Source organism: Streptomyces sp. NPDC056128 (genome assembly GCF_042263835.1).
In the GTDB taxonomy this organism is placed as follows: Bacteria; Actinomycetota; Actinomycetes; order Streptomycetales; family Streptomycetaceae; genus Streptomyces.
In genome coordinates, this window is the sequence record NZ_JBHJVQ010000009.1 from 88,329 (window position 1) to 111,392 (window position 23,064).

Annotated in this window: 21 protein-coding genes and 2 tRNA genes; 9 read left to right on the plus strand and 14 right to left on the minus strand. The window is 72.0% G+C overall.

Translation table 11 applies throughout. From position 1 onward, the window contains the following. Positions 1 to 3: 3 nt before the first annotated feature. The 4 genes from ACFC1X_RS19680 to ACFC1X_RS19695 form a co-directional block, all read right to left on the minus strand. Entirely contained in the window at positions 4 to 1,551 is a 1,548-nt protein-coding gene (locus tag ACFC1X_RS19680) for a sensor histidine kinase (protein WP_376355311.1), read from the minus strand. Further along, positions 1,548 to 2,288 carry a response regulator transcription factor gene (locus tag ACFC1X_RS19685; RefSeq protein ID WP_376355313.1) on the minus strand — a complete coding sequence of 247 codons (741 nt, stop codon included), beginning with the start codon at positions 2,286 to 2,288 and terminating at the stop codon, positions 1,548 to 1,550. The genes ACFC1X_RS19680 and ACFC1X_RS19685 overlap by 4 nt, the downstream gene beginning before the upstream one ends. A gap of 81 nt (positions 2,289 to 2,369) precedes the next feature. Further along, positions 2,370 to 3,260, minus strand: a complete 891-nt coding sequence (locus ACFC1X_RS19690; RefSeq protein WP_376355315.1) for an amidohydrolase family protein — start codon at positions 3,258 to 3,260, stop codon at positions 2,370 to 2,372. Positions 3,261 to 3,317: 57 nt separating this feature from the next. Then, positions 3,318 to 4,199, minus strand: coding sequence for a DUF2797 domain-containing protein (locus ACFC1X_RS19695; RefSeq protein ID WP_376355317.1), 882 nt, complete (start codon positions 4,197 to 4,199; stop codon positions 3,318 to 3,320). Between the two features lie 46 nt (positions 4,200 to 4,245). Between ACFC1X_RS19695 and ACFC1X_RS19700 the strand changes: the two genes are divergently transcribed. Then, positions 4,246 to 4,605, plus strand: a complete 360-nt coding sequence (locus ACFC1X_RS19700) for a winged helix-turn-helix transcriptional regulator (RefSeq protein WP_376355319.1) — start codon at positions 4,246 to 4,248, stop codon at positions 4,603 to 4,605. 28 nt (positions 4,606 to 4,633) lie between these two features. Here the strand turns inward: ACFC1X_RS19700 and ACFC1X_RS19705 are convergent, their stop codons facing one another. The 3 genes from ACFC1X_RS19705 to ACFC1X_RS19715 form a co-directional block, all read right to left on the minus strand. Continuing rightward, positions 4,634 to 6,121 carry a peptidoglycan D,D-transpeptidase FtsI family protein gene (locus tag ACFC1X_RS19705; RefSeq protein WP_376355321.1) on the minus strand — a complete coding sequence of 496 codons (1,488 nt, stop codon included), beginning with the start codon at positions 6,119 to 6,121 and terminating at the stop codon, positions 4,634 to 4,636. 230 nt (positions 6,122 to 6,351) lie between these two features. Continuing rightward, the gene (locus ACFC1X_RS19710) at positions 6,352 to 6,822 is read right to left on the minus strand and encodes an NUDIX domain-containing protein (RefSeq protein ID WP_376355323.1); all 471 of its coding nucleotides are present in this window, start codon (positions 6,820 to 6,822) and stop codon (positions 6,352 to 6,354) included. Between the two features lie 2 nt (positions 6,823 to 6,824). Then, entirely contained in the window at positions 6,825 to 7,568 is a 744-nt protein-coding gene (locus ACFC1X_RS19715; protein ID WP_376355325.1) for an XRE family transcriptional regulator, read from the minus strand. Positions 7,569 to 7,675: 107 nt separating this feature from the next. On the opposite strand from ACFC1X_RS19715, the gene ACFC1X_RS19720 reads away from it, so the two are divergent. The 3 genes from ACFC1X_RS19720 (at position 7,676) to ACFC1X_RS19730 (ending at position 9,515) form a co-directional block, all read left to right on the plus strand. Continuing rightward, positions 7,676 to 7,918, plus strand: coding sequence for a hypothetical protein (locus ACFC1X_RS19720; protein ID WP_376355529.1), 243 nt, complete (start codon positions 7,676 to 7,678; stop codon positions 7,916 to 7,918). 247 nt (positions 7,919 to 8,165) lie between these two features. Further along, a complete protein-coding gene (locus ACFC1X_RS19725) occupies positions 8,166 to 8,609 on the plus strand; it encodes a hypothetical protein (RefSeq protein ID WP_376355327.1) in 444 nt (147 codons plus the stop codon). A gap of 69 nt (positions 8,610 to 8,678) precedes the next feature. Continuing rightward, positions 8,679 to 9,515 carry a protein kinase gene (locus ACFC1X_RS19730; protein ID WP_376355329.1) on the plus strand — a complete coding sequence of 279 codons (837 nt, stop codon included), beginning with the start codon at positions 8,679 to 8,681 and terminating at the stop codon, positions 9,513 to 9,515. 32 nt (positions 9,516 to 9,547) lie between these two features. Here the strand turns inward: ACFC1X_RS19730 and ACFC1X_RS19735 are convergent, their stop codons facing one another. The 3 genes from ACFC1X_RS19735 to ACFC1X_RS19745 form a co-directional block, all read right to left on the minus strand. Next, positions 9,548 to 9,964, minus strand: a complete 417-nt coding sequence (locus tag ACFC1X_RS19735; protein ID WP_376355331.1) for a DUF6234 family protein — start codon at positions 9,962 to 9,964, stop codon at positions 9,548 to 9,550. A 111-nt stretch (positions 9,965 to 10,075) separates the two neighbouring features. After that, positions 10,076 to 10,148: transfer RNA gene (locus tag ACFC1X_RS19740), tRNA-Arg, on the minus strand. Between the two features lie 203 nt (positions 10,149 to 10,351). Next, positions 10,352 to 10,442 (minus strand) — tRNA-Ser (locus ACFC1X_RS19745). Between the two features lie 180 nt (positions 10,443 to 10,622). Here ACFC1X_RS19745 and ACFC1X_RS19750 point away from each other — a divergent pair. Together ACFC1X_RS19750 and ACFC1X_RS19755 are read left to right on the plus strand one after the other, a co-directional pair. Further along, positions 10,623 to 11,102 carry an SSI family serine proteinase inhibitor gene (locus tag ACFC1X_RS19750; RefSeq protein WP_376355333.1) on the plus strand — a complete coding sequence of 160 codons (480 nt, stop codon included), beginning with the start codon at positions 10,623 to 10,625 and terminating at the stop codon, positions 11,100 to 11,102. 204 nt (positions 11,103 to 11,306) lie between these two features. Then, the gene (locus ACFC1X_RS19755; protein WP_376355335.1) at positions 11,307 to 15,599 is read left to right on the plus strand and encodes a PAS domain-containing protein; all 4,293 of its coding nucleotides are present in this window, start codon (positions 11,307 to 11,309) and stop codon (positions 15,597 to 15,599) included. Positions 15,600 to 15,617: 18 nt separating this feature from the next. Here ACFC1X_RS19755 and ACFC1X_RS19760 read toward each other — a convergent pair whose 3' ends face one another. Further along, the gene (locus ACFC1X_RS19760) at positions 15,618 to 16,196 is read right to left on the minus strand and encodes a TetR family transcriptional regulator (RefSeq protein WP_376355337.1); all 579 of its coding nucleotides are present in this window, start codon (positions 16,194 to 16,196) and stop codon (positions 15,618 to 15,620) included. A 137-nt stretch (positions 16,197 to 16,333) separates the two neighbouring features. On the opposite strand from ACFC1X_RS19760, the gene ACFC1X_RS19765 reads away from it, so the two are divergent. Then, a complete protein-coding gene (locus tag ACFC1X_RS19765) occupies positions 16,334 to 17,581 on the plus strand; it encodes an MFS transporter (RefSeq protein ID WP_376355339.1) in 1,248 nt (415 codons plus the stop codon). A 554-nt stretch (positions 17,582 to 18,135) separates the two neighbouring features. Here ACFC1X_RS19765 and ACFC1X_RS19770 read toward each other — a convergent pair. The 3 genes from ACFC1X_RS19770 to ACFC1X_RS19780 form a co-directional block, all read right to left on the minus strand. Beyond that, complete coding sequence (locus ACFC1X_RS19770; protein WP_376355341.1) at positions 18,136 to 19,812, minus strand: long-chain fatty acid--CoA ligase; 1,677 nt, start codon at positions 19,810 to 19,812, stop codon at positions 18,136 to 18,138. A 135-nt stretch (positions 19,813 to 19,947) separates the two neighbouring features. Continuing rightward, positions 19,948 to 20,520 (minus strand): SigE family RNA polymerase sigma factor, encoded by a 573-nt coding sequence (locus ACFC1X_RS19775; RefSeq protein ID WP_376355343.1) that lies wholly within the window; start codon positions 20,518 to 20,520, stop codon positions 19,948 to 19,950. A 325-nt stretch (positions 20,521 to 20,845) separates the two neighbouring features. Continuing rightward, on the minus strand, positions 20,846 to 21,172 hold the full coding sequence (locus ACFC1X_RS19780; RefSeq protein WP_125495747.1) for a hypothetical protein: 327 nt from the start codon (positions 21,170 to 21,172) through the stop codon (positions 20,846 to 20,848). A 366-nt stretch (positions 21,173 to 21,538) separates the two neighbouring features. Between ACFC1X_RS19780 and ACFC1X_RS19785 the strand changes: the two genes are divergently transcribed. Both ACFC1X_RS19785 and ACFC1X_RS19790 read left to right on the plus strand, forming a co-directional pair. Next, on the plus strand, positions 21,539 to 22,423 hold the full coding sequence (locus tag ACFC1X_RS19785) for a bifunctional DNA primase/polymerase (RefSeq protein WP_376355345.1): 885 nt from the start codon (positions 21,539 to 21,541) through the stop codon (positions 22,421 to 22,423). A gap of 29 nt (positions 22,424 to 22,452) precedes the next feature. Further along, positions 22,453 to 22,917: a hypothetical protein gene (locus tag ACFC1X_RS19790; RefSeq protein WP_376355347.1), complete on the plus strand. Its 465-nt coding sequence runs from the start codon at positions 22,453 to 22,455 to the stop codon at positions 22,915 to 22,917. The last annotated feature ends 147 nt before the right edge of the window (positions 22,918 to 23,064 follow it).

The window sequence follows — 23,064 nt, forward strand, 5'->3', positions numbered from 1 at the left end:
TTCTCAACTCCCCTGTCGCACCCGTGTGGTGAGGCTGTGCCGTGCCTGTGAGTGCGCCCGGTCGCCGGCCGGGTCAGGCGGCGCGGGCAGACGCACGGTGAAGACCGTCCGCCCCGGCACGCTCGTGACCGTCACACCGCCGCCGTGCGCGGTCGTCACGGCGTGCACGATGGCGAGCCCGAGCCCCGTCGAGCCGGTGGCGCGGGAGCGCGCGGAGTCGCCGCGCGCGAACCGTTCGAAGACGTGCGGCAGCAACTCCGCCGGGATCCCCGGCCCGTTGTCCTCGACGTCCACGCACAGCCGGCCGTCGCCCGCCCGCACGCGCGCGGTGACGGTGGTGCCGGGCGGGGTGTGGTTGCGGGCGTTGCCCAGCAGGTTGACCAGCACCTGCTGGAGGCGGGCGGCGTCCGCCGCGACGGGTGCCGGTTCCTCGGGCAGGTCGAGCCGCCAGTTGTGGTCGAGCCCGGCCGCGCGGGCGTCGCTGACGGAGTCCACGACCAGCGGCACGAGGTCGGTCCGCTCGAACCGCAACGGCCGCCCGGCGTCCAGGCGGGCGAGCAGCAGCAGATCCTCGACCAGGAGGGTCATCCGCCCGGCCTCGGACTCGATGCGGCCGAGCGCGTGCCGGGTGTCGGGGCCGACCTGTTCGCGTCCCCTGCGGGTGAGTTCGGCGTACCCGCGGATGGAGGACAGCGGGGTGCGCAGCTCGTGGCTGGCGTCCGCGACGAACTGCCGTACCCGCGTCTCGCTCTCCTGCCGTGCGTGCAGCGCCCCGTGCACGTGGTCGAGCATCCGGTTAAGGGCGGACCCGACCCGGCCGACCTCGGTGTGCGGGTCGCACTCGGACTCCGGGACGCGTTCGTCGAGGTTCACCTCGCCCGCGTGCAGGGGGAGTTCGGAGACCCGGCCGGCGGTGGCGGCGACCCGGCGCAGGGGGCGGGTGGCGACACCGACGATGACGGTCCCGGCGAGGGAGGCGGCGATGAGACCGGCGGCGGTGACGCTGGCCTCTACGAGGATCAGGGTGTTGACGGTGCTGGTGACCTCGGAGGTCGGAACGGCGGCGTAGTAGCCGTCCTTGTACTCCACGCGGTAGTCGCCGAGGTCGCCGATCTCGACGGTGTGCTGGTCGCCGTCCCGGGGAACGGACGCCAGCGCGGCGCGCTCCGCCTCGGTGAGGGCGACCGGGCTGGTGCCGCTGAAGTTGGTGCTGTCGTCGTCCCTCTTGCCGTACTTGGCGTCGACCACGGCGCCGTCCCGCACCTCGGCGACGATCGTGCCGCGAGGCTGCGGTCCGCGGGTGACGAACTCGTCGAGGTCCATCCGCTGCGGGCCCCCGCCGCCCGGCTGGCGGTCGCCGGGCGGCCCGAACCCGGACACCCGCATCGCGACCTCGTCCACCTGCTTGTCCAGCTGCTCATACAGATGGGAGCGCAGCGCCACCGTCGTCACGGTCCCGATCACCGCGCAGACCACGGCGATCAGCGCCACCGACGCGACAACGAGCCGGGTCCGCAGGGTCCGCGGCCGCGGTCGTCGCCGTCGGCTCATGAAGCGGCGGGCTTGATCAGGTAACCGGCTCCGCGCCGGGTGTGGATCATCGGCTCGCGTCCGGCGTCGATCTTCCGCCGCAGGTACGAGATGTACAGCTCGACGACGTTGGCCTGGCCGCCGAAGTCGTACGACCACACGCGGTCCAGGATCTGCGCCTTGCTCAGCACGCGCCGCGGGTTGCGCATCAGGAACCGCAGCAGCTCGAACTCGGTGGCGGTGAGGTGGATGCCGTCGCCGCCCCGGGTGACCTCGTGGCTGTCCTCGTCCAGCGTGAGGTCGCCGACGACGAGGACGGACTCGGAACGCCGGTCGGCGGCGCCCGAGCGCCGGATCAGGCCGCGCAGCCGGGCGACGACCTCCTCCAGGCTGAACGGCTTGGTGACGTAGTCGTCCCCGCCGGCGGTCAGCCCGGCGATACGGTCCTCGACCGCGTCCTTGGCGGTCAGGAACAGCACCGGCACGTCCGGCAGGTCGCGGCGCAGCCGCCCCAGCACGCTCAGGCCGTCCATGTCGGGCAGCATCATGTCCAGCACGACGGCGTCGGGCCGGAAGTCCCGCGCGGTCTGGACGGCGCCGTGGCCGTCACCGGCGCTGCGGATCTGCCAGCCCTCGTAGCGCAGGGCCATGGAGAGCAGCTCGGTGATGGACTGCTCGTCGTCCACCACAAGCACCCGGACGGGGCTCCCGTCCGGCCTCAGCAGTTCGGTGCGCCCCTGGGGCGAGGTCGTGGTCATACCGGACACGATGTCGGGGTGCTCTGAGAACGTCCTTTCCCCAAGCTGTGATTTCTCTGAGAAACCCCGGTCTCCGCAGTCTCAGCCCTCCGCCAGTCCGAACAGCCGGGCCGCGTTGTCGTGGCACACCCCCCGCAGCCACGCGTCCCCCAGGTCCAGCCGCTCCAGGGCGTGCAGCTGGTGCAGGTAGGGGTACGGGATGTTGGGGAAGTCCGACCCGAGCAGGACCCGGTCGCCGAGGTCCGCCAGCCTGGGCAGCGCCCGGCGTGGAAAGGGCGCGAGGCGTTCGCTGAAGTCGGTGAAGGCCATGGTCGTGTCCAGCCGTACCTCGCCGTACCGCTCGGCGAGGTCCAGGAAGTCCTCGTACTCGGGCATCCCGAGGTGCGCGACGATCAGCCGCAGCCGGGGGTGCCGGGCCAGCACCCGGGCGATCGGCTCGGGCCCGGTGTGCTTGCCGGGCGCGGGTCCGGACCCGCAGTGGATGACGACCGGGACCCCCGCCTCCGCGAGCACGCCCCAGGCCGCGTCGAGCAGCTCGTCGGCCGGGTCGTACGCCCCCACCTGGACGTGCGCCTTGAAGACCCGCGCCCCCGACTCGACGGCCCGGCGGACGTACGTCTCGACGCCCGGCTCGGGGAAGAGGGTGGAGGTGTGCAGGCAGTCGGGTGTGCGGCGGGCGAAGTCCACCGCCCAGCCGTTCAGCCACTCGGCCATCCCGGCCTTGTGCGGGTACAGCATGGCGGTGAAGGCGCGCACGCCGAACTCCCGCAGCAGCGCCGCGCGTTCGTCCTCCTCCTGCCGGTACGTGATCGGCCACTCGAACCCGCCGGTCAGCGGACCGAGGGCGTCGAAGTAGGCCCAGACCTTGGCCAGTACGCGCTCGGGCATGAAGTGCGTGTGCACGTCGACCAGCCCGGGCAGCCTGAGCCCCTCCCAGAACCGCCGGACCTGCCCGGCCTCGTGATCACTCATGGGGCCACGATCGCGCCCGGCCCGCCTCCCGGACAAGGGAGGGGGTCGCAGAACAGCTCAGAACAGCTCGTCCTGCACCCCGGCCGCTGCCCTGAACTCGCGCACCGGCACGGCACAGGGCTCCCCGCCGGCGGACACCAGCTCCCACCCCGTCATCAGCCGGGTGTCGAGGACGACGACCCCGCGCTCCGTCGACAGATGCAGATCCGGCCCGGCGGCCGCCACCAGCGCGCCCCCGATCGCCCCGCCCGCCACCAGCTCGGCCACCTCTCCCACGGCGGCCGGGCACCGGTCCGGGCCCTCGATCCCGAAGACGCCCGCGTGGTCCACACCCCGGAACGGCTCCGGCGTCAGCGACTCCGGCCAGCCGCCGAGCGCCACCGCCCGCGCGTGCAGCTCCGCGATCTCGGCCGACCGCTCCGCCCCCGTCCCGGGCAGCGAGGAGCGCACCGCCCGCTTGTGGGCGTACGGAATCCGGTCCGGGACGCCCAGCGCGGCCCGCAGCAGCTCCTCGGTCCGCCGCGCGGCCATCAGGGGCCCGCAGCCGAGCCAGCTGAAGCAGACGGCACCCTGCTCCAGCAGCCGGGCCGCGCCCCGCGCCTGCGCGGTGATCCCCACCTTGACCAGTCCGGGCCCGAACCAGGCCAGATAGACGCGGTACGGGCGCGGGTCGTCCGCGATGGTGTCCGCGGCCACGGAGTGCGCCCGGTCCAGCCGCGCGCACTCCTCGCACCGCGCCCCCGTGCTCCGCCCCGGCACACCGGCGCGCACCGGGCACGCGTTCCCCCGTGCTCCCACGCATGTCCGCACACCCCCCTCGGCGACCGCGAAGGCCACCCGTCTCCCCCGGGCCAGGGCACTGCTCCGCCCCCCGACCCACGTCAGCACGGGACCCTCGCCCGTCCAGCGCAGCCCCGCGCACTTCCATGCCTGTGCCATCACCGTCGAGACTAGAGGCCACCACTGACAACGGCGGAAGTACCGTATGGACATGGCAGACATCGACCCGCTGTGCCCAGAGCGCCTGGTCATGGAGCACGTCACCAGCCGCTGGGGCACGCTGGCCCTGATCGCGCTGCTCGAGCGCCCCTACCGCTTCAGCGAGCTGCGCCGCGAGATCGGCAGCGTCAGCGAGAAGATGCTGGCGCAGACCCTGCGCACCCTGGAGCGCGACGGCCTGGTCCACCGGGACGCCAAGCCGGTGATCCCGCCCCGCGTCGACTACTCCCTGACCGGCCTCGGCCGCGAGGCCGCCGAGCAGGTCAGGGACCTGGCGCTGTGGACGGAGCGGCGGATGGCGGCGGTCGAGCGGGCCCGCGAGGCGTACGACGCCGCGGGACCCTGAACCACCGCCACCACCACCGCCCCCGGCGTCACTGCTTCAGGACCGCCTTCATGACGCTCTTGGCGATCGGCGCGCCGAGACCGCCACCGGAGATGTCCTCACGGGAGATGTCCATGTCGGTCGGGTCGATGAAGACGGCCACCGCGACGGAGGACCCGTCGTCCTTCTTTCCGTAGGAGACGAACCAGCCGTAGGGCACCTCGTCGTTCACGTCGACACCGCGCTGCGCGGTACCGGTCTTGCCGCCGACCGTGACCCCTTCGATCTGGGCGCGGCGCGCGCTGCCCTCCTTGGCGGTGAACTCCATCATCTCCTGGACCTTCTGCGCGGTCTCGGCGGAGACGGCCTCGCTCATCACCTTGGGCTCGGTCTTCTCCAGCGTGCCGAGATCCGGTCCCTTGACCTCGTCGACGACGTAGGGCTGCATGACCTTGCCGTCGTTGGCCAGCCCGGCGGTGACCATGGCCATCTGCATCGGCGTACTGGTCAGGCTGCCCTGTCCCATGCCGGTGAGCGCGGTGCCCGGCGCGTCGAGGTCCTCCGGGTAGAGGCTCTTGGAGGCGAGCAGGTCGCCGAAGTCCTCGGAGTAGACGTCCTCGTTGAAACCGAACTTCTCGGCCGTCTCACGCATCTTGTCCTGCCCCAGCTTGGAGGCGGCGTCCAGGAAGACGTTGTTGCAGGAGTACTGCATGGCGGTCTTCATCGAGGCCTTGTTGCAGACCGCGTCGCCGGCCTCACTGCCGATCTTGTTGCTGGCCTGCGGCAGCTGGTAGGGGGAGGCGGCGTCCGTGCGGGCGTCGACGTCCGTGACGGCCCCGTGCTCCAGGGCGGCGGCCGCGGTGAGGATCTTGAAGGTCGAGCCCGGCGGGTAGGTCTCGCGCAGCGCGCGGTTGGCCAGCGGCTTGTTCTTCTGCTTGTCCAGCGCCACGAAGCGGTCGGACTCCTTGAAGGTGCTGCCCGCGAACTTCGACGGATCGTAGGAGGGCGCCGAGACCAGCGCCAGCACCTTCCCCGTCTGCGGGTCCAGCGCGACCACGGCGCCCCGGGCGCCCTTCAGGTCGGTCAGCCCGTCCCAGGCGGCCTTCTGCGCCTTCGGGTCGATGGTGGTGACCACCGAGCCGGCCCGCCGCCCCTCACCACTGACGACGTCGGCGAACCGCTGGAAGGCCAGCCGGTCGTCCTTGCCGGTGAGGATGCCGTCGTAGGTCTTCTCCAGCAGCGTCATGCCCTGGGCCTGCGACGCGTATCCCGTCACCGGCGCGTACATCGGCCCGTCGGTGTAGGTGCGCTTGAACTTGAGGTCGGTGCCCTTCACCTCGGCGGAGCCGGTGATGGCCCGGCCGCCGACGACGATGTCGCCGCGCGGGGTGGCGAACTGCTCGATCTGGACCCGTCGGTTCTTGTCGTCGGAGGCGAGCTCCGGGGCACGGACGTACTGCAGCCAGTTCGCCCGGATCAGCAGACCGAGCACCAGCAGCCCGCAGAAGATCGCCACGGCCCTCAGCGGCTTGTTCACCGGGTGCCTCCGTCGAGGCTCGGCCGGATGGATATCCGGGTGGATATGAAGACGCGTCCTCGCAACATGGGCACACCCTAGACACAGTCATGTGCGGCAATCATCCCAGTGGGGGGACAACGACGGACTCAGCACGCTTCTGCGAAGGCCGCCACAGGGCCTCCGGCCTGTTGTGAACTCGTCCAAACCGGAACGGCGCTGCCATCAGAGCTGCCGTCGGCCACGAAGACTCAGCCGAGATACGGCCGCTCACGGTGTTCCAAGAAGTGACGGATCCGAAGCCGCTGGGTGTGATGTATCGGCAGTTGGGCGACCTCCTCCGTTCCGACGAACCGCAGCTCCGTGGACTCGTCCGAGATCGCGAGCCGGCCCCCGACCACACGGGCGGTGAAGCAGACGTTGAACTGTCTGCGAACCTCACCGTCCGAGTAGGCGATGACGTGGCGAGGATCGGTGTAGGTGCCCACAAGCCCGGTGATCTCGATGTCCAGACCGGTTTCTTCCTTCATCTCGCGAACGGCCGTTCCCGGGAGGGAATCGGTCATCTCCATGCCGCCTCCAGGTAGCGCCCAAAGATCGTTGTCCCGGCGGCGCTGAAGGAGTACGCGCCCTTCGTCGTCGGTGACCACGGCGGACGCGGCGACGACCAAACTGTTCGGCTCCGGTGCCGCCGGGTCGTCGTAGTACTCGGTCCGCGCCATGGTCACCCTTCTCGTACCGGCGTCGCGGTTTCCCACACAGCGTCGAAGCTGCTGGTGTAGGTGTCGAACATGCCGCCCTTGCCGCTGCGCCGAAGATGCCACACGGGAGCGCCGTAAGCGTTCACGCCCCAGACATGGGCATTGACCAGTGCCTGGTCGTCCGCACGATAGATCGAGTTGTAGAGCGTGGTGGCATGGGTCCGCACCTCGATGCCAGGTACCCCGGCAAGGGGGCGATAGTGCATGAGGGCGAGTCGACAACGCGATTCGATGCCGTGGCCGAACCTCTCCTCCTTACCGCGCTGTTGGACATTCGTGCTTTCGGGGTCGCCGATCGCGATACGGACTGCACACCCGTCGGCAGCGCGCTCTCGCAGCAGGTCATTGAGCAGCGGGTACGCCTCGTGCAGGAACACGGCGGCGTAGACCAACACGTCGATGTGTTCACGGGCCTGGGTGAGCATGTCCACGAAGGTGGACACGGGGATGTCCGCCCGCTGGTCGTAGAGAGCCACAAGTTCCGGACTGACAGCGCGGGCAGGGCGTGCCTGCCGGAGCGCGGGCCATAGAGCGTGCACGTCTTCTCCCAGTGTTTCCGCAGCCAGCATGGCCGTGCCACGGCGCGGCGTACGCCCCAGATTGACCCATCGTTCAACGGACTTGGGATCGACCTCGGCCTTGTCCGCAAGGGCCGCGTACGTCCAGCCACCGGCCGCCATGGCAGCACGTAACCTCTCGTTCGACATCCCAATCTCTCCTAACACCCAGGGACGGCACTAGGGACGTTCTACCCGACGCGGGACGTCCCGAAGTGGGGTTTGTCGGAGGTTCCGACGTCCTGATGAGCGGCATGATGCTCGTCCGCATGGCGAGCAACCAGCAGACCAGACCAGGCCTCGGTGAACTGGCGAAAGACACTGCTAGTGGACGTATCGGCGTCGTCATGGGTGCGGTCGGTGCCCGAGTGCAGATACGGCCCGTTGGCGGCGGCCTGGAGTGGGATGCCCTGCCGGACAATGTGGTGGTCCCGACCGCGCGGGAAGAACTGAGCGCCCGCCTGGCCATCAGGAACGCCAACAGCCGGGACGGGCTGTGATGCGCGCCATCGGCCGGTACGCAGGGGTTCTGCTCATCGTCGTGATCAGCGGCTCATGCGGCTTGGTGGTCGGCATGGCCCTCGGTACCAGCCAGTAGACCGGCCGCCCCGAACGGAGTGCCACCTTCCTGGCTTCCCCCTTCCCCGTTCGGGGCCGGCCCTCCATCCCCCGGTCGCCATAGGCCGTGCCTCGGCGACCGATTCGAGCCTCTATGCCAGAGCACAGCGGCACTCAAGGAGTACTCGCATGACGGCAACAGCCAACGATCAGAAGACCGGTCGCGCGGTGGCTCGCGAGGAACTGTTCGGCAGCCTCGCCCACTTCGTGGTGGTCCACGACGGTCAACCGCGCGAGCGCGCCGAGCGGATCGCCGACCAGGCGGTGGCCTTCGTGGTCACCGCAGCGACCACCACTGTGCCCATGGTCCCCTCGGACGACGTGGACCTCGGCTTGCACGCGCTCATCCTGCACACGAAGGAGTACGCCGAGCTGTGCGAGCGGTTCGCCGGCCGCTTCCTCCACCACAATCCGAAGCCGGGTGGAGGGGCGCGAGCCCCGGAGAAGGTCGCCGCCTCCGCACGCGCGATGAAGGCGGCCGGGTTCTTGGTCTTCGACGACCTGTGGACCGTGGACGGCACGAACCTCGCACAGTGCGACTCGGACTGCGGGCGTCCGTACGGTCAGGCGTAGCGACAGGAACCCAGCAGCGCGACCGGCCTCGATGCGGGTCGGTCGCGCCGTCCGGAAGGAGAACAGACGTTGCCCGGGGCATCCCCTGAACTGCCGATCGTCGTGCTCGATGCGCTCTTGCCCACCACTCAGCGCCTCGTCCTCAATCGCCGGGGCTCCATGGTCTGGGAGGTCGAGAGCGATCGGGGCCACTACGCCGTGAAAGTCGGCTATCCCATTGAGACAACGGCTGACTGGCCTGCCCAGCCGTGGACGGCGCTCGCACCGGCGCGTGAAGGCTCCGTGCTGCACCACCTCGGGTTCGATGACTTCGCGTACGGCGAGTGGGAGGGCGGTACCTGGAACTTCCAGCCGTGGCGCGAGGGGCCAGACCTCTTCCAGCTGTGGGAGCCCTGTCGTGCGCCGGATTCGCGCGTCAAGCCGCATACCAGCGTGGCCCTGGGCTGCGTGGAAGCACTGGCTGAACTGCACGCCAAGGGCTGGGCTCACGGCGACGTCCAGCCCGCGCACTTCATCATCGGCCCGGAACGGACGCACCTGATCGACCTGGCACTTGCGCACGGCGGACGCGTCCCCGAGCGGTATGACTTCCCGTTCCGCGGCTGCCTCGTCCACTACGAGGCACCGGAAATCGCGCGCAGCGTGCTCGCCACCGGAGAGGCTGAGCCCACACAGCAAGCCGACATCTATGCCTTGGGTGCATCCCTGCTCATCTCCGCCACGGGCTGGCGGGCCGTCGAGTACCCGGACGACGCACCACGCCCTGAGCAGAGAAGGGCCGTGGCGAGCGGCAAACGGCGGCCTGTGAAGGTGGGTGGCGAACTGGGTGACTTGATCGACGCCATGCTCAGCCCCGCTCCCGAAGACAGGCCAACGATCTACGAAGTCGGTAAGGCCCTGAGCTGAACCGTCCACCGATCACCTGCCCAGACCAACCCTCAGTCAAGATCCTTGCAGCCCGCCGCTGACGGTACGTCACGGCATCGCTGATCTTGGTGGGCCTGCACCTCAACGCCACCGAAGACAACGATGCAGATCAGGGCGGCCATGACGGCCTGTGTGATAACCGTCACGACGGCCCCGGCCCGCGCGGCAATCGCGGCTGCCACAACGGCGAGGACACCGACTCCGCCGGCAGCAGCCAGGTAGTTCCACAACGAGTCGGTCGTGACGCTCTTCGCCGGGTCGAGGTTGAACCCGGACAGGAACCAGAGTCCGAAGATCACAAAGAGAATGATCAGTTCCACGAAAACAAGACCGCACCCGGATCCGATATCGGCGCCTCGGTCCGCACGGCGCCGCTGTCCGGGGCCGGTGGTGGCGTCGAAGGCCGACGGGGCAACGGGCAGGTTCATACTCGCCACCATGCTCGCCTCTGGGAGGCTGACGCATGAGTACGACTACTCAGATGTCAGTCCTTGATGTCAAAGGCCCCGCGAGATTTCCCGCGGGGCCTTTGACCTGTGTGCACTCGGCAGGATTCGAACCTGCAACCTTCTGATCCGTAGTCAGATGCTCTATCCGTTAAGCTACGAGTGCTTGTCTTCTTCAGTTTTACCGCCGCTCCCGGCCCTTCCGGCCCGCTCGCGGCGACAGGAAGAACATTACATGACTGCCGCCGCCATGTGAAATCCATTGGCCGCACCCGTTGTGAGCTGCGGAAACGGCCTTCAGGGCGGGGTGCGCGACCCCGGACGACAGCGAAGCCCCGGCCGGGTGGGCCGGGGCTTCGGTGATCGGTGCGGAGGCGGAGGGATTTGAACCCTCGATGGGCTTTAAGACCCAAACCGCATTAGCAGTGCGGCGCCATAGACCGGACTAGGCGACGCCTCCAGACAACATCACCATCTCGCGGGCGAGCGCGAGTGGCGCGTGCCGATGATGACACAGTTGAGCGCGCTGTCACCAATCGACCCCTACGGTACTAGGCGGGCGGGCCGCAGGGCAAAGCCCTTACGGCCCGGTCGGCGGGCCGCCGCGCAACGTCCGGCGCGTCCGCGCGTTGGGCAGGTCATGTTCCAGGTCACCCGTCTCCCCGCCGCCCGCCTCCTCGGCGCCGCCGCCCTGTCCGTCGCGACCCTCGCCTCCCTCTCCGCCGCCCACCCGGCCGCGGCCGCCGACACCGGTGCCGGTGCCGACGCCGGTGTCCCGGCCGGTGATCACCTCACCGTCACCGTGCGGGACGCCGGTCCGGCCGCCGACGGGACGTTCCAGCTGTACTGCCACCCGGCCGGCGGCAGCCACCCCGACCCGGAGAGCGCCTGTGCCGTGGCCGAGCGCGACACCCGCTGGGGCCAGGACACCTTCGCCCCGGTCGCGGAGGGCAGCGTCTGCACCATGCAGTACGGCGGCCCGGCCACCGCGCACGTCACCGGCATCTGGGCCGGACGCCCCGTCGACGTGACGTACGACCGGCGCGACGGCTGCGAGATCTCCCGCTGGGACCGCATGGTGCCGCTGCTGCCCGAGGTGGGGGCGCCGGGACGGTCGTAAGGTCGCAAGGGGCGGGGTCCCCGCGCGCGCCCGCCCGGCGGTCACCGCTCACACGTTCTACGTCACTTCCTCGTGCGACCTCCGTCGCATCCCACGCCGCCCGCCGGGGCCCAACCCTTAGACTCCCTCGCGTGACACCCTGGGGGCCGGTTGGCAAGATGGCCCAGGCGGTCGGCAAGTGCGGTAACAGGAGGGAAGCGTCTCGTGAGCAGCAGGCCATCCCGAGGCACTGCTCGCCTCGCAGCCATACTGGACGCGCTGCCCGACGCGTTGGTACTGGTCAACGCCAACGGCACCGTGGTCAACGCGAACACCATCGCGCTGGAGGCATTCGAGACTCCGGGCACCGCGCTGGTGGGCCGCGGACTGCTGGACCTGCTCCCGCAGTTCGACTCGCGGCTCATCCCCGGTTCCATGCGGCGGCCCGACCACGTCGACCCGAGGGCGCGGACCAAGCCGACCCGGATGGTCGCCCGGCGCACCGACGGCGCCGAGTTCCCCGTCGAGGTCACCAGCGCCAACCTGGAGACCGGCCAGCAGGCCTACGACACCTACGGCTACACCGGCGACGAACTGCTGATGCTCGTCGTCCGCGACCTCTCCGGCACCGTCGACACCGAGGCCGAGCTGGCCCGTTCGCAGCGCCAGACCGAGATGATCCTGCGGGCCGCGGCCGAGGGCGTCGTCGGCACCGACACCGACGGGCGGATCGTCCTCGTCAACCCGGCCGCCGCCCAGATACTGGGCTACCGGGCCGGTGAACTCGGCGGCCGTGAGCTGCACACCCTCGTCCTGCACTCGCGGGTCGACGGCTCGCCCTTCCCGTACGACGAGTCCCCGCTCGCCGACACCCTGCGCTCCGGGCGCAAGCACCGGGTGCGCGGGCAGGTGCTGTTCTCCAAGAACGGCGACCAGGTGTCCGTCGACCTGACGACGGCGCCCGTGCGGGACGGCGACCAGCTCGTCGGCGCCGTGATGACCTTCACCGACCGCCGCCCCCACGACACGCTGGTCAAGGAGCACGAGGAGGCGGAGCAGCGGCACGCCGGGGAACTGGACCGGCTCGCCGAGGAGCACGCCTCCGAGCTGACCGCGCTGCGCCGGCAGCACGAGGCCGAGCTGGAGGAGCTGCGCGAGAAGCACGCGGAGGAGATCGCCGCCGACGCCGACCGCTACGCCGCGCTCGGCGAGCGGGAGAAGGACCGGTACGAGGCGATCGCCGCCCGGCACGAGCAGTTGCTCACCCTCCTCGGCGGCTCCCTGCGCGGGCCGCTGGACGAACTGCGCCAGGAACTGGCCGCGCTGGCCTCGGACGACGCCGGGCAGCTGTGGCCCGAGGCCAACCAGGTGCTGCACCACCTGTCGGCCGGCTACTCCCGCATCACCACGCTCATCGACAACGTCCTCGGCTACCAGCGCCTCGACGTCGGCAGCGAGCAGGTCGCCCGTACGAAGGTGATGCTCGACGCCGTCGTCGCCGCCGGTGTCGACGGGGCCGTGGAGCTGATCGGTCCCGGGCGGGTGCAGTTCGCCGTGCACGCGCCGCCCATCGAGGCCGAGGTCGACGTCCGGCTGCTGGCCACCGCGCTGGCCCACCTCGTCGCGGACGTCGCGGGTGTCGACGCCACCGGCAACTCGCCCGTGTCGGCGACGGGCGGCTACCTGGACAACACCGTCGTGGTCGCGGCGGCGCAGCGCGGCTCCGTCGTCCGCATCGAGGTGCGCGGGCCGTACGCCGGGGGAGACCCGGTGCACGAGCCGATCGTGCGCGGGATCGTGCGGGCGCACGGCGGCGTGCTCCAGACTCACGAGATGCCGGGCATGAGCGGCAGCGCGTACGTGCTGGAGGTGCCGATCGGGGGTGGGGCGGGGGCCGTGACGGCCCAGGCTCCGGGTCCCGATCCGGCGGCAGCGGCGGCACAGGTTCCGGCGCAGGGCGGCGGGGGCGGCGCTGCCACTGGTGCGGACAACGCGCTCGCCGTGCGTGAGCCGGCCGCCGGGGGCGGACGTCGGCGCGCTCGGCGTGCGGCGTCCTCCGTCGACGCGTTCCTGGAGAGCGAGGTCGGCGGCGGCGAGGAGCCGGGCGGGCCCGAGGGTGAGGGCACCGCACCGACCGGGCGACGCAGGCGACGCGCGGCCCAGACGCAGGAGCAGGTCGGGCCGGAGCAGGTCGCGCAGGAGCAGGTCCCACAGGGGTACGCCGGCCAGGCGCCGGGCGCCCAGTCCTCGGCGCCCCTTCCGGTGCCCGCGCAGGCGGCGTCGGGTGACGGGTCCGGGTCCGGCGGTACCGGGCGTCGACGCGGGCGGCCCGCCGAGGCCGCGGGTACTGACGTCGCCGAGTTGCCGCCGGGAGCGCAGGCCGGGGTGTCCGAGGGCGCCGTCGTCATGGCCGGCGAACACCGTGGCGGGGCCGCGGCCTCCAACACCGGTCTGGGCGGGACCGTACCGCCGCAGGGCGTGCCCGCGCCCGCGGGAGGGCGTACCCGGCAGGACGGCGGTGAGCAGCAGGCGCTGCCCCCGGCGCTGCCCGCGCAGGCCGGCGAGTCCGACCCGGCGGACGCCGACCGGCCGACCGGCCGCCGGCGGCGTGCCCTGGCCTCCGCGAACGAGCGGGCCGCCGCGCAGGAGGCGGCGCCGCGTCAGGTGTTCGCCCTGCCGCCCGCCGACGCGGACCGGGCGGCCGACAGCGGCGGCGATGCGACGACGGGGCAGGCACCGGCGCAGGGCGCTCCGGCGGCCGGTCACGTCGGCCAGGTCCAGGCGCAGGGCCAGGTCACGGAACACGCCCAGGCTCCCCATGCGCAGGCACAGGCACACGCCAAGCCGCGGACACAGACGCAGACACAGACACAGGTGCCCGGCCCGGCCGCCCCCGGTGACGCCCTGCTCGACGAGGGCCGCCACGACGCCGTACCGCACGACCAGGCCGAGGACCACACGCCGCCCCAGCCGCACCCGGCCGACGCACCCACCGGGCGCCGCCGCCGGGCCGGGGCCGCCCGTCCCGCCGACGAAGCGGCGCAGGTGCCGGCGCAGGGTGGCCCGGCGCAGGCCCCGCCGCCCGTGCCGGACTCCCCGGTGCCGCCGCAGCACACCGCGGGTCAGGGCGTACCCGACGCCCCGGCCGCACCCGACGCCCCGCAGCCCTGGCCCGCCACCGCCGCGCCCCAGCCCGAGGGCGCCCCGGTACCGCCCGACGGCACCACCCCGACGCCCCCGCAGGGCGTCCCCAGCTCCACGCCGAGCCAGGGCACGCCGCTGCCGCCCGAGAACGCGCCCGCACCCCGCGCGGCGCAGCCCCTGCCCGCCGAGACGTCCGCTCCCGTCGACCCGAACTCGACCCAAGGACGGTCGATCAGCGTCCGGACGCTGGGCCAGGGCGTGCCGTTCAACCGGCAGGCGGTCCAGGTGCAGCAGCCGTCGGCCGCTCCCGCGCCGCAGCAGCCGGGGCGGCGCCGCAAGCTGGGTACGCCGCCCGACCCGCGCGCGGACCAGTCGGCGCGCCCGCACCCGGCGACCGAGCAGCCGACCGCCGCCACGCAGCCGAAGCAGCAGCCCCAGCCGCAGCAGCCGGCGCAAGGACAGGAACAGACCTCGCTGGGCGGCGGACAGCAGCGGCTCGCGCCGGTCACCGAGGGCGCCGGACGGTCGTACGCCATAGGAGCGCCGGACAAGGACGCCGCCGAGGGGCCCGAGCCGCTGGACGGGCCCGGCGGGGCCGTGGAGGTGGCGGACCCGCCGCGTCCGCAGCCGATGGACGACGAGCTGCCGCCCGAGCCGCTGGACAACCCGCGCCGGCTGCTGGTGTGGCCCGCGCCGGACGTCTCCACGCAGCAGGCGCTCAGCGACCGCGGCTACCGGCCGGTGATCGTGCACTCGCGCGAGGAGGTCGACGCGCAGATCGCGGCGTTCCCCGCCGCGCTGTTCGTGGACCCGCTGACCGGGCCGATCACCCGCACGGCACTCCAGTCGCTGCGGCAGGCTGCGGTGGCCGCCGAGGTTCCGGTGCTGGTCACGGCCGGCCTCGGACAGGCCTCGCGGGACGCCGCCTACGGCGCCGATCCGGCCGTACTGCTGAAGGCGCTCGCGCCCCGGGACACCGAGCAGCACCCGCCGCGCGTGCTGCTGATCGAGGAGCACGCGGAGATTGCGCTGGCGCTGACCTCGACGCTGGAGCGGCGCGGGATGCAGGTGGCGCGGGCGGCGAGCGACGCCGACGCGGTGACGCTGGCGGGGCAGTTCCGGCCCAACCTGGTCGTGATGGACCTGATGCAGGTGCAGCGGCGCCAGGAGGGCTCCGCCGGGATCGTCGGCTGGCTGCGCGCGAACGGGCAGCTCAACCGCACCCCGCTCGTCGTCTACACCGCCGCCGTCGACCAGGCCGACCTGCCGCGGCTGGCGTCGGGCGAGACGGTGCTGTTCCTGGCGGAGCGTTCCACGAGCGGCGAGGTGCAGGGCCGGATCGTCGAGCTGCTCTCGCGGATCGGGACCAACTGACGCCGCGGTGCCCGGGCACTACCGGTCGACGATCCGGCGCGCCGCCTCCTTGATCGACGCGCGCAGGCGGTCGGCGTCGGTGTCCGCGCCGCCGACCAGGATGCGCTTCATCTGGGGCACGACGATCGCCCAGTTGGCCATCGCGACCAGCAGGAAGAGGAGGTCGGGCGCCGGGATGGCGTCGGTGACCACGCCGCGTTCCTGGCCGTCCCGTACGGCGGCGACCTTGCGGGCGTAGTGGGCCTGGCGTTCGGCCTCGTGGGGCAGCTCGGCCGTGCCGTACTCCATGCCCTCCCAGAAGAGGAGACGCAGCAGTTCGGGGTGGGCGGTGTGGTAGTCGAGCAGGCGGTCGATCCAGCCCTCGACGTCGTCGGGGTCGACGGGGACCGAGATCGCCAGGTCGAGCATCTTCTTCTCGAGGACGGACGCGAACAGCTCGTTCTTGTTGCCGTAGTAGGCGTAGATCAGCTGCTTGTTCGCCTTGGCCTCGGCCGCGATGCGGTCGATGCGCGCGCCGGCGATGCCGTGCCGGGCGAACTCGGCGACCGCCGCCGCGAAGATCCGGGCCTTGGTGGCCTCGGGGTCCCTTGCTCCCATGGGGGACAGGGTATGCGGGTGGGGCCACGTAACCAACTATTTGGTTGACAGGGCGCCGGGGGCGGGCGCAGACTCGGCCGGGTCAGTCCAACCAACCAGTTGGTTGTTAGTGTGCGCTCTAAGGAGTCGCTCCGCTCATGCCGTCATCGTCGTCAACCGCTGCCGCTGCCGCGTCCGCCGAGACCAAGCCTCCGACCGAGCTCGCGCGGCCGTCCGCCGAGGGCGGGCCGGCCGGTGCCGCGTCCCGGCTCTTCCTCCCCCTGATCGCCCTCTGCACCGCCGTGACGGCCGCCAACATCTACCTGGCGGCGCCCCTGCTCCCCCTCATCGCCCACGACATGGGCTCGACGCCGTCGGGGGTGGCGTGGCTCGCCTCCGTCGCCCAGCTCGGGTACGCGGCCGGCCTGCTCTTCTTCGCCCCGCTCGGGGACAGCGTGAACCGGCGCCGCCTGGTCGCCGTCCTCGCGCTGGTCGCCACCGCCGCCCTGCTGGCCGGCGCCGCCTCCGCCGGGACCGGCGCGCTGGCGGCCGCCGTGCTGGTCGCCTCGGCCGCGACCGTCGTACCGCAGCTCCTGGTCCCGCTGGTCGCCGAACGCGCCCCCGCCGACCGCCGGGCCCGTCATGTCGCGGCCGTCATCGCGGGCCTGTTCACCGGCGTGGTGGCGGCCCGCGTGCTCGGCGGACTGGCCGGACAGGCCTTCGGCTGGCGTGCGGTGTTCGTGGGCGCCGCCGTCCTGACCGCGGTCCTGGGCCTGGCGACCGCGTACATACTCCCGGCCGAGCGGCGACGGCGACAGGGCTCGCTGTTCGCGGGCCTGGCCGCGCTGCCCGGCGTACTGCGCCACTCGCCCGACCTGTGGCGCGCGTGCGTGCGCCAGGCGGGGATGTACGGCGCGTGGAGCGCCCTGTGGACCTCGCTGGCGCTGCTCCTGGCGGGGGACGACGGCTACGGCATGACGACCGCCGCGGCCGGGCTGTTCGGCCTGTTCGGGCTGGCGGCGAGCGTGGTCGCGCCGCTCGCGGGCGGCCTGGTCGACCGGTTCGGCGCCGCGAAGGTCGTACGGTCCGCGTATCTGCTCGCCGCCGTGTCCGTGCCGCTGTTCTGGCTGGGCGGGCAGGTGATGGCGGCGCTGTGCGCGGCGGCGGTCCTGGTGCACGCCGCGCTGGTCGCCTCCCACGTCGCCAACCAGACCATCGCCCTGACCACCACCTCCGCCCCGGCCACCGCCAACACGGCGTACGTCGTCTCCGGCTTCGCGGGCGGCGCCCTGTCCTCGGCCCTGGCGGGCCCGGCCTTCGACCAGTGGGGCTGGGGCGGCGTCTGCGCGGTGGCGGGGGTGGGGCTGGTGGTGGGGTGGATGGGGACGGTTGTGCGGGGGAGGTGAGGGTGGGGGGCTGGGCGGTGCCCGGATCCGAGGGCGGGCCGCGGCGGGGGCTGGGCGGTGCCCGGATCCGAGGGCGGGCCGCGGCGGGGGCTGGGCGGTGCCCGGATCCGAGGGCGGGCGGCGGCGGGGGCTGGGCGGTGCCCGGATCCGAGGGCGGGCGGCGGCGGGGGCTGGGCGGTGCCCGGGTTCGAGGGCGGGCGGCGGCGGGGGCTGCGCCCGGCTTGGGTGCCGTGTCGGCGACGGCCTGGGGCCGACCAGCGGACCCGCGCCACCCTCCCATCTGGCGACCGGCCGGTGGCCGGTGGCCGTGGCCGGGCCGGTGGCCGTGGCCGGTGGCCGATGGCCGTGGCCGGTGGCCGTCTGGCAGGGCGGGGTGGCGAGGGCGATGCCGGGCGGTGAGCACCGCCCGGCAGGGGAGCGTCCGCCCCATGGACCGTCGGCCGTACGGCCGGAGACCGGAGCCGTGGACCAAGGCCGGGGACCGGGGCCGGGGACCGGGAATGACCCCGCCGTCCTCAGCCCGCCCGCCGGCTCGCCCGCCCGCCGACCCGCGGTCAGAGCCGCGTGACGTCCAGCCCACCCTCCGCGTACTGCCTGCGCAGCACCTTCTTGTCGAACTTGCCCACGCTCGTCTTCGGCACCGTCTCGATGACCGTCCACCGCTCCGGCAGCTGCCACTTGGCGATCTTGCCGTCCTCGGCGAGGAAGGCGCGCAGGTCCTCGAAGCCGACGCTCGCGCCCTCCTTGAGGACGACGGTGGCCAGCGGACGCTCGCCCCACTTGTCGTCCGGGACGGCGACCACGGCGGCCTCGGCGACGTCCGGGTGGGACATCAGGGCGTTCTCCAGCTCGACGGAGGAGATCCACTCGCCGCCGGACTTGATGACGTCCTTGGCCCGGTCGGTCAGGGTCAGGAAGCCGTCGGGGGAGATGGTGCCGACGTCACCCGTCTTCAGCCAGCCGTCCTCGCTGAACTTGTCGTCGGGACGCAGCGGTTCGGCGCCCGGCCCGTTGTAGTACGCGCCGGCGATCCAGTTGCCGCGCACCTCCAGTTCACCGGCGGACTCGCCGTCCCAGGGCAGGCGCTCGCCGCCGGGACCGGTGAGGCGCGCCTCGACGCCGGCCGGGAAACGGCCCTGGGTGAGGCGGTACGCGAACTCCTCCGGCGTGCCGATCGCCTGGGCCGGCGGCCGGGCGATGGTGCCGAGCGGTGAGGTCTCCGTCATGCCCCAGGCGTGGCAGACCCGCATGCCGAGCGAGTCGAACGCCTCCATCAGCGACGGGGGACAGGCGGAGCCGCCGATGGTGACCTGCGTGAGGGAGGAGACGTCGCGGGGCTTGGCGGTCAGCTCCGCGAGCAGCCCCTGCCAGATGGTGGGGACGGCGGCGGCGTGCGTCGGCCGCTCGCCCTCGATCATCGCGGCGAGCGGGGCGGGCTGCAGGAAGCGGTCCGGCATCAGCATGTTCACGCCGGTCATGAAGGTGGCGTGCGGCAGTCCCCAGGCGTTGACGTGGAACTGCGGGACCACGACCAGCGAGGTGTCCTGGTCGGTCAGGCCCATCGACTGGGCCATGTTGACCTGCATGGAGTGCAGGTAGATGGAGCGGTGGCTGTAGACCACGCCCTTGGGGTCGCCGGTGGTGCCGGAGGTGTAGCACATGGCGGCGGCCGCCCGCTCGTCCAGCTCGGGCCAGTCGTACGTGGTCGGCTTCCCCGCGATCAGGTCCTCGTACTCGTGCACCTGGGCCGACGCCCCCTCCAGCAGGGAGCGGTCTCCGGGGCCGGTGACGACGACGTGTTCGACCGTCTTCAGGTGCGGCAGCAGCGGAGCGAGCAGCGGCAGCAGCGAACCGTTGGCGATCACGACGCGATCCGCGGCGTGGTTCACGATCCAGGCCAGCTGCTCGGGCGGGAGGCGGAGATTGAGGGTGTGGAGGACCGCGCCCATGGAGGGGATCGCGAAGTAGGCCTCGACATGCTCGGCGTTGTTCCAGGCGAGCGTCGCGACCCGTTCGTCGTCGCCGACCGCGAGGTCCTCGCGCAGGGCGTGCGCGAGCTGGGCGGCGCGGGCGCCGATCTCGGCGAAGGAGCGGCGGTGCGGCTCGTCCTCACCGGTCCAGGTGGTCACCTGGGAGCTGCCGTGGATCGTCGACCCGTGGGTCAGGATCCTCGAGATCAGCAGCGGTACGTCCTGCATCGTGCTCAGCACGGTGTCCTCCCGGGGCGACATTGCCTACGCGGCGGTAAGGGTTGCGCTGATTCTGCGCACATACCGCGCGGTATGTCACTACTCCCGGGTGATCGATCAGTACGGGTTCCCCGAGGGACACCCGGAGGGGTCACCCCCCAAAGGCCCCGTTGGGTCTCATTTCCGAACAATCCCCAGCTCAGGGTCTTCGCGGAGCTTGCCGAGCGCTCGGGACACCGCCGACTTCACGGTGCCCACGGAAACTCCGAGCACTTCGGCCGTCTGGGCCTCGCTGAGGTCCTCGTAGTACCTGAGGACGACCATCGCACGCTGCCGGGCGGGCAGCTTCATGATCGCCCGCCACATCGCGTCGTGCAGCGCCTGCCGCTCCGCCGGATCGTCACCGGCCGGCACGGGCTCCGGCTCGGGCAGCTCGTCGCAGGCGAACTCGTCGACCTTGCGCTTGCGCCACTGCGACGTCCGGGTGTTCAGCAGGGCCCGGCGCACGTAGCCGTCCAGGGCGCGATGGTCCTCGATACGCTCCCAGGCGACGTACGTCTTGGTGAGCGCGGTCTGCAGCAGGTCCTCCGCGTCGCTCGGGTTCGCGGTGAGCGACCGGGCGGTACGCAGCAGCACCGGCTGGCGTGCCTTCACGTACGACGAGAACGACGGGTACGGGAAGGTCTGCGCCCTTGCTGGCGCCTTGGCTGTGGCGGCTTCGGAAGCGCTGGTGCAGACGGGTGTGGTCATGGCTCAACGCTATGAGCGAGGGGGTGTCCGGCGGATCGGCCGCAGGTCCCGAAGCAGAGTCCGCCTCAGGTTGTAGGGGTGGTGCCAGGTGCACCTCCTGTAGGTGGACGAGAGGAGGAGGGGTACTGCGGGTTCCCCCTTGGGGGCTTCCCCTCGGGCGGCCCCGTACCCCTGACGCCGCCCGGCCCCACCCCGGGCCGGTGACGACGGGAAACGCCTGGGCGGCGGCACCGAAGCACCGCCGCCCACACGCACTGCGACCCCATGAAGCACACCCGCGAGCGAGGGGGCCGGCGCGGCAGCGCTCCCGCGCCGGCCCCTCAGCTCACCACCACAGCGGGGAGAAGGTGACGGCCACGTTCTCGTTGCCCTGCTGGATCGCCGTGAACGCGGAGCCGTCGACCTGCGCGGTGTTGCTCTGGTTCGAGGCCCCCGAGCCGACGGCCTGCTGCTGCGTCGTGGACGAGTTGCCGTTGTTGTTGCCGCCGACCCCGCTGCCGAGGATGCCGGCGTTGGCGCTGGCGGCGGTCGCGCTCGATCCGTCGTCCGCGAAGGCACCGTTGTCCGCCGCCGCCACACCACCGAGGAGCGCGGCTGCGAGCGGAAGGGCGGCGACGGCGGCGACGACACGGGCGGTACGGATGCTTGCCATGTTTGTTCCTCCAGAACTGAACCTGCGTGAGCCTGCGTGAAGCTGCGTGAAGCACTCTGAACTTTGGCTATTGCCAAGGCAGTTGGCCGACCACCTCGACGCTGTGCACGACGTCGCGTGATCAGAGTTGCCCACCGAATCCCCGGCGAACCACCCCGGAAGCCCTGATTCGCCCTCAAGCGTGAGGACAAGTCGATAAACCCCTTTGACCGTCTTCACCGCCCACCTCGGGGCAGCACGGACACTCCCACCCCAAGCCCCACAACAGCTGAAGCGTTCCGTCACACCCGAGAACTCCGCCCCCTCCCCGGCGCGTCACACTCCCCCGCCCTTCCCTTTCTCGAACATACGTACGAACATGGATCCATGGCCACCACCGACCGGCAGGCCACGACGCTGGCCCTCGCACACGCCCTGTCCGCCGCGGAACGCGGACTGGCGGTCATCCCCCTGTCCCGGACGAAGCTCCCGGCCCTGCGCTCCCCGCACCGCGCCGGCCCACCGGCGGAACCGCTCTCCTGCCACGGCGAGTGCGGCCGCTTCGGCCACGGTGTCTACGACGCCTCCACCGACCCGGCCCGCATCCGCGAACTCTTCGCCGCCGCCCCCTGGGCCACGGGCTACGGCATCGCCTGCGGCCTGCCCCCGCACCACCTCGTCGGCGTCGACCTGGACACGAAGTCGGAGACGGACTCCTCGGCCGCCCTGCGCGAACTGGCCCTGCGCCACCTGTTCACGATCCCGCCCACGGTCGTCGTCCTGACCCCCAGCGGCGGCCGCCACCTCTGGCTCACCGGCCCGCCCGACTCGGTGGTCCCCAACTCCGCCGGCCGCCTCGCTCCGGGCATCGACATCCGAGGCGCCGGCGGCTACCTGGTCGGCCCCGGCTCCCGCACCCGCCACGGCGTCTACACCACCGCCCCCGGCACGTCCCACCTCGCCCCCGCCCCCTGCCCACCCGCCCTCCTCCGCCTCCTACTCCCCCCACCGAGCCCCCACCGCCCCACTCCCGGCACTCCCGGCACCCCCGACGCACCCGACGGCCGGGGCCTCATCCACTTCGTCCTCGCCGCGCACGAGGGCCAGCGCAACACCCGCCTCTTCTGGGCGGCCTGCCGCGCCTACGAGAACGGCATCGGCCCGGCCCTCCTCGGCCCCCTCCTGGAAGCCGCACAGGCCACCGGCCTGACGGAACGCGAGGCCCGCACGACCATCGCCTCGGCGGCCCGCATGACCGGCCACCGCCCCTGACCCACTCGGCACAGAACCGAAAGACCCCCATGCACAACCGCCCCAGAGTGCCGACCATGTCACTGACCCGGGTCGTCCTGTCCTCCGGCCGCACGGTCGACCTGGCCGAACTGCACCTCACCCCGACCTACGGCACCCTGCTGGACGCCTACCCGTGCCGCCCCGTCAACGACCTGCGCATCAAGACCCTCCTCCACACCGCCGAGCGCATGTCCCCCACCACACCGGTCCACCTGATCCCCCCACCCCGCGAATACCCCGACCACTACGCGGGCCCCCAAGGCCCCGTCGAAATCCTCCCCCGAGTCGCCTGCGTGGCCCGCCTCTCCTCCCCACCCCTGAACCCCTCCAACGACCCCCTCCTCTACCACTCCACCCTCACCGTCCTCTGGTTCCAGCCCACCCCGCACATCCCCAACCCCCACGACACGACCTGGGCGTTACGGGACCTCGACTGGATCACTCTGGCCCGGGATCATGAGGTGCGGCCGTGAGGAACACGCATGAAGACGGCCCCCTGACCACAAAGCCTGGCTGTGTCCAAGACCGCTCAGGGGCCGCCGCATCTGCGTGAACGCCGCTGTATGTCTGTATGTTCTTCCGGACTCGCGGAGGGCGAGCCCGAGGGTGCGAAGAGGTCG

What these genes read in the sequence shown, in the direction of transcription:
- ACFC1X_RS19770 (WP_376355341.1), bottom strand. Translation starts at nt 19,812, where the DNA reads ATGTCGCCCCGGGAGGACACCGTGCTGAGCACGATGCAGGACGTACCG.
- ACFC1X_RS19710 (WP_376355323.1), bottom strand. Translation starts at nt 6,822, where the DNA reads ATGGCGCGGACCGAGTACTACGACGACCCGGCGGCACCGGAGCCGAAC.
- ACFC1X_RS19790 (WP_376355347.1), top strand. Translation starts at nt 22,453, where the DNA reads ATGCACAACCGCCCCAGAGTGCCGACCATGTCACTGACCCGGGTCGTC.
- ACFC1X_RS19695 (WP_376355317.1), bottom strand. Translation starts at nt 4,199, where the DNA reads ATGGCACAGGCATGGAAGTGCGCGGGGCTGCGCTGGACGGGCGAGGGT.
- ACFC1X_RS19775 (WP_376355343.1), bottom strand. Translation starts at nt 20,520, where the DNA reads ATGACCACACCCGTCTGCACCAGCGCTTCCGAAGCCGCCACAGCCAAG.
- ACFC1X_RS19685 (WP_376355313.1), bottom strand. Translation starts at nt 2,288, where the DNA reads ATGACCACGACCTCGCCCCAGGGGCGCACCGAACTGCTGAGGCCGGAC.
- ACFC1X_RS19690 (WP_376355315.1), bottom strand. Translation starts at nt 3,260, where the DNA reads ATGAGTGATCACGAGGCCGGGCAGGTCCGGCGGTTCTGGGAGGGGCTC.
- ACFC1X_RS19720 (WP_376355529.1), top strand. Translation starts at nt 7,676, where the DNA reads ATGCTCGTCCGCATGGCGAGCAACCAGCAGACCAGACCAGGCCTCGGT.
- ACFC1X_RS19765 (WP_376355339.1), top strand. Translation starts at nt 16,334, where the DNA reads ATGCCGTCATCGTCGTCAACCGCTGCCGCTGCCGCGTCCGCCGAGACC.
- ACFC1X_RS19735 (WP_376355331.1), bottom strand. Translation starts at nt 9,964, where the DNA reads ATGAACCTGCCCGTTGCCCCGTCGGCCTTCGACGCCACCACCGGCCCC.
- ACFC1X_RS19725 (WP_376355327.1), top strand. Translation starts at nt 8,166, where the DNA reads ATGACGGCAACAGCCAACGATCAGAAGACCGGTCGCGCGGTGGCTCGC.
- ACFC1X_RS19715 (WP_376355325.1), bottom strand. Translation starts at nt 7,568, where the DNA reads ATGTCGAACGAGAGGTTACGTGCTGCCATGGCGGCCGGTGGCTGGACG.
- ACFC1X_RS19760 (WP_376355337.1), bottom strand. Translation starts at nt 16,196, where the DNA reads ATGGGAGCAAGGGACCCCGAGGCCACCAAGGCCCGGATCTTCGCGGCG.
- ACFC1X_RS19780 (WP_125495747.1), bottom strand. Translation starts at nt 21,172, where the DNA reads ATGGCAAGCATCCGTACCGCCCGTGTCGTCGCCGCCGTCGCCGCCCTT.
- ACFC1X_RS19680 (WP_376355311.1), bottom strand. Translation starts at nt 1,551, where the DNA reads ATGAGCCGACGGCGACGACCGCGGCCGCGGACCCTGCGGACCCGGCTC.
- ACFC1X_RS19750 (WP_376355333.1), top strand. Translation starts at nt 10,623, where the DNA reads ATGTTCCAGGTCACCCGTCTCCCCGCCGCCCGCCTCCTCGGCGCCGCC.
- ACFC1X_RS19785 (WP_376355345.1), top strand. Translation starts at nt 21,539, where the DNA reads ATGGCCACCACCGACCGGCAGGCCACGACGCTGGCCCTCGCACACGCC.
- ACFC1X_RS19700 (WP_376355319.1), top strand. Translation starts at nt 4,246, where the DNA reads ATGGACATGGCAGACATCGACCCGCTGTGCCCAGAGCGCCTGGTCATG.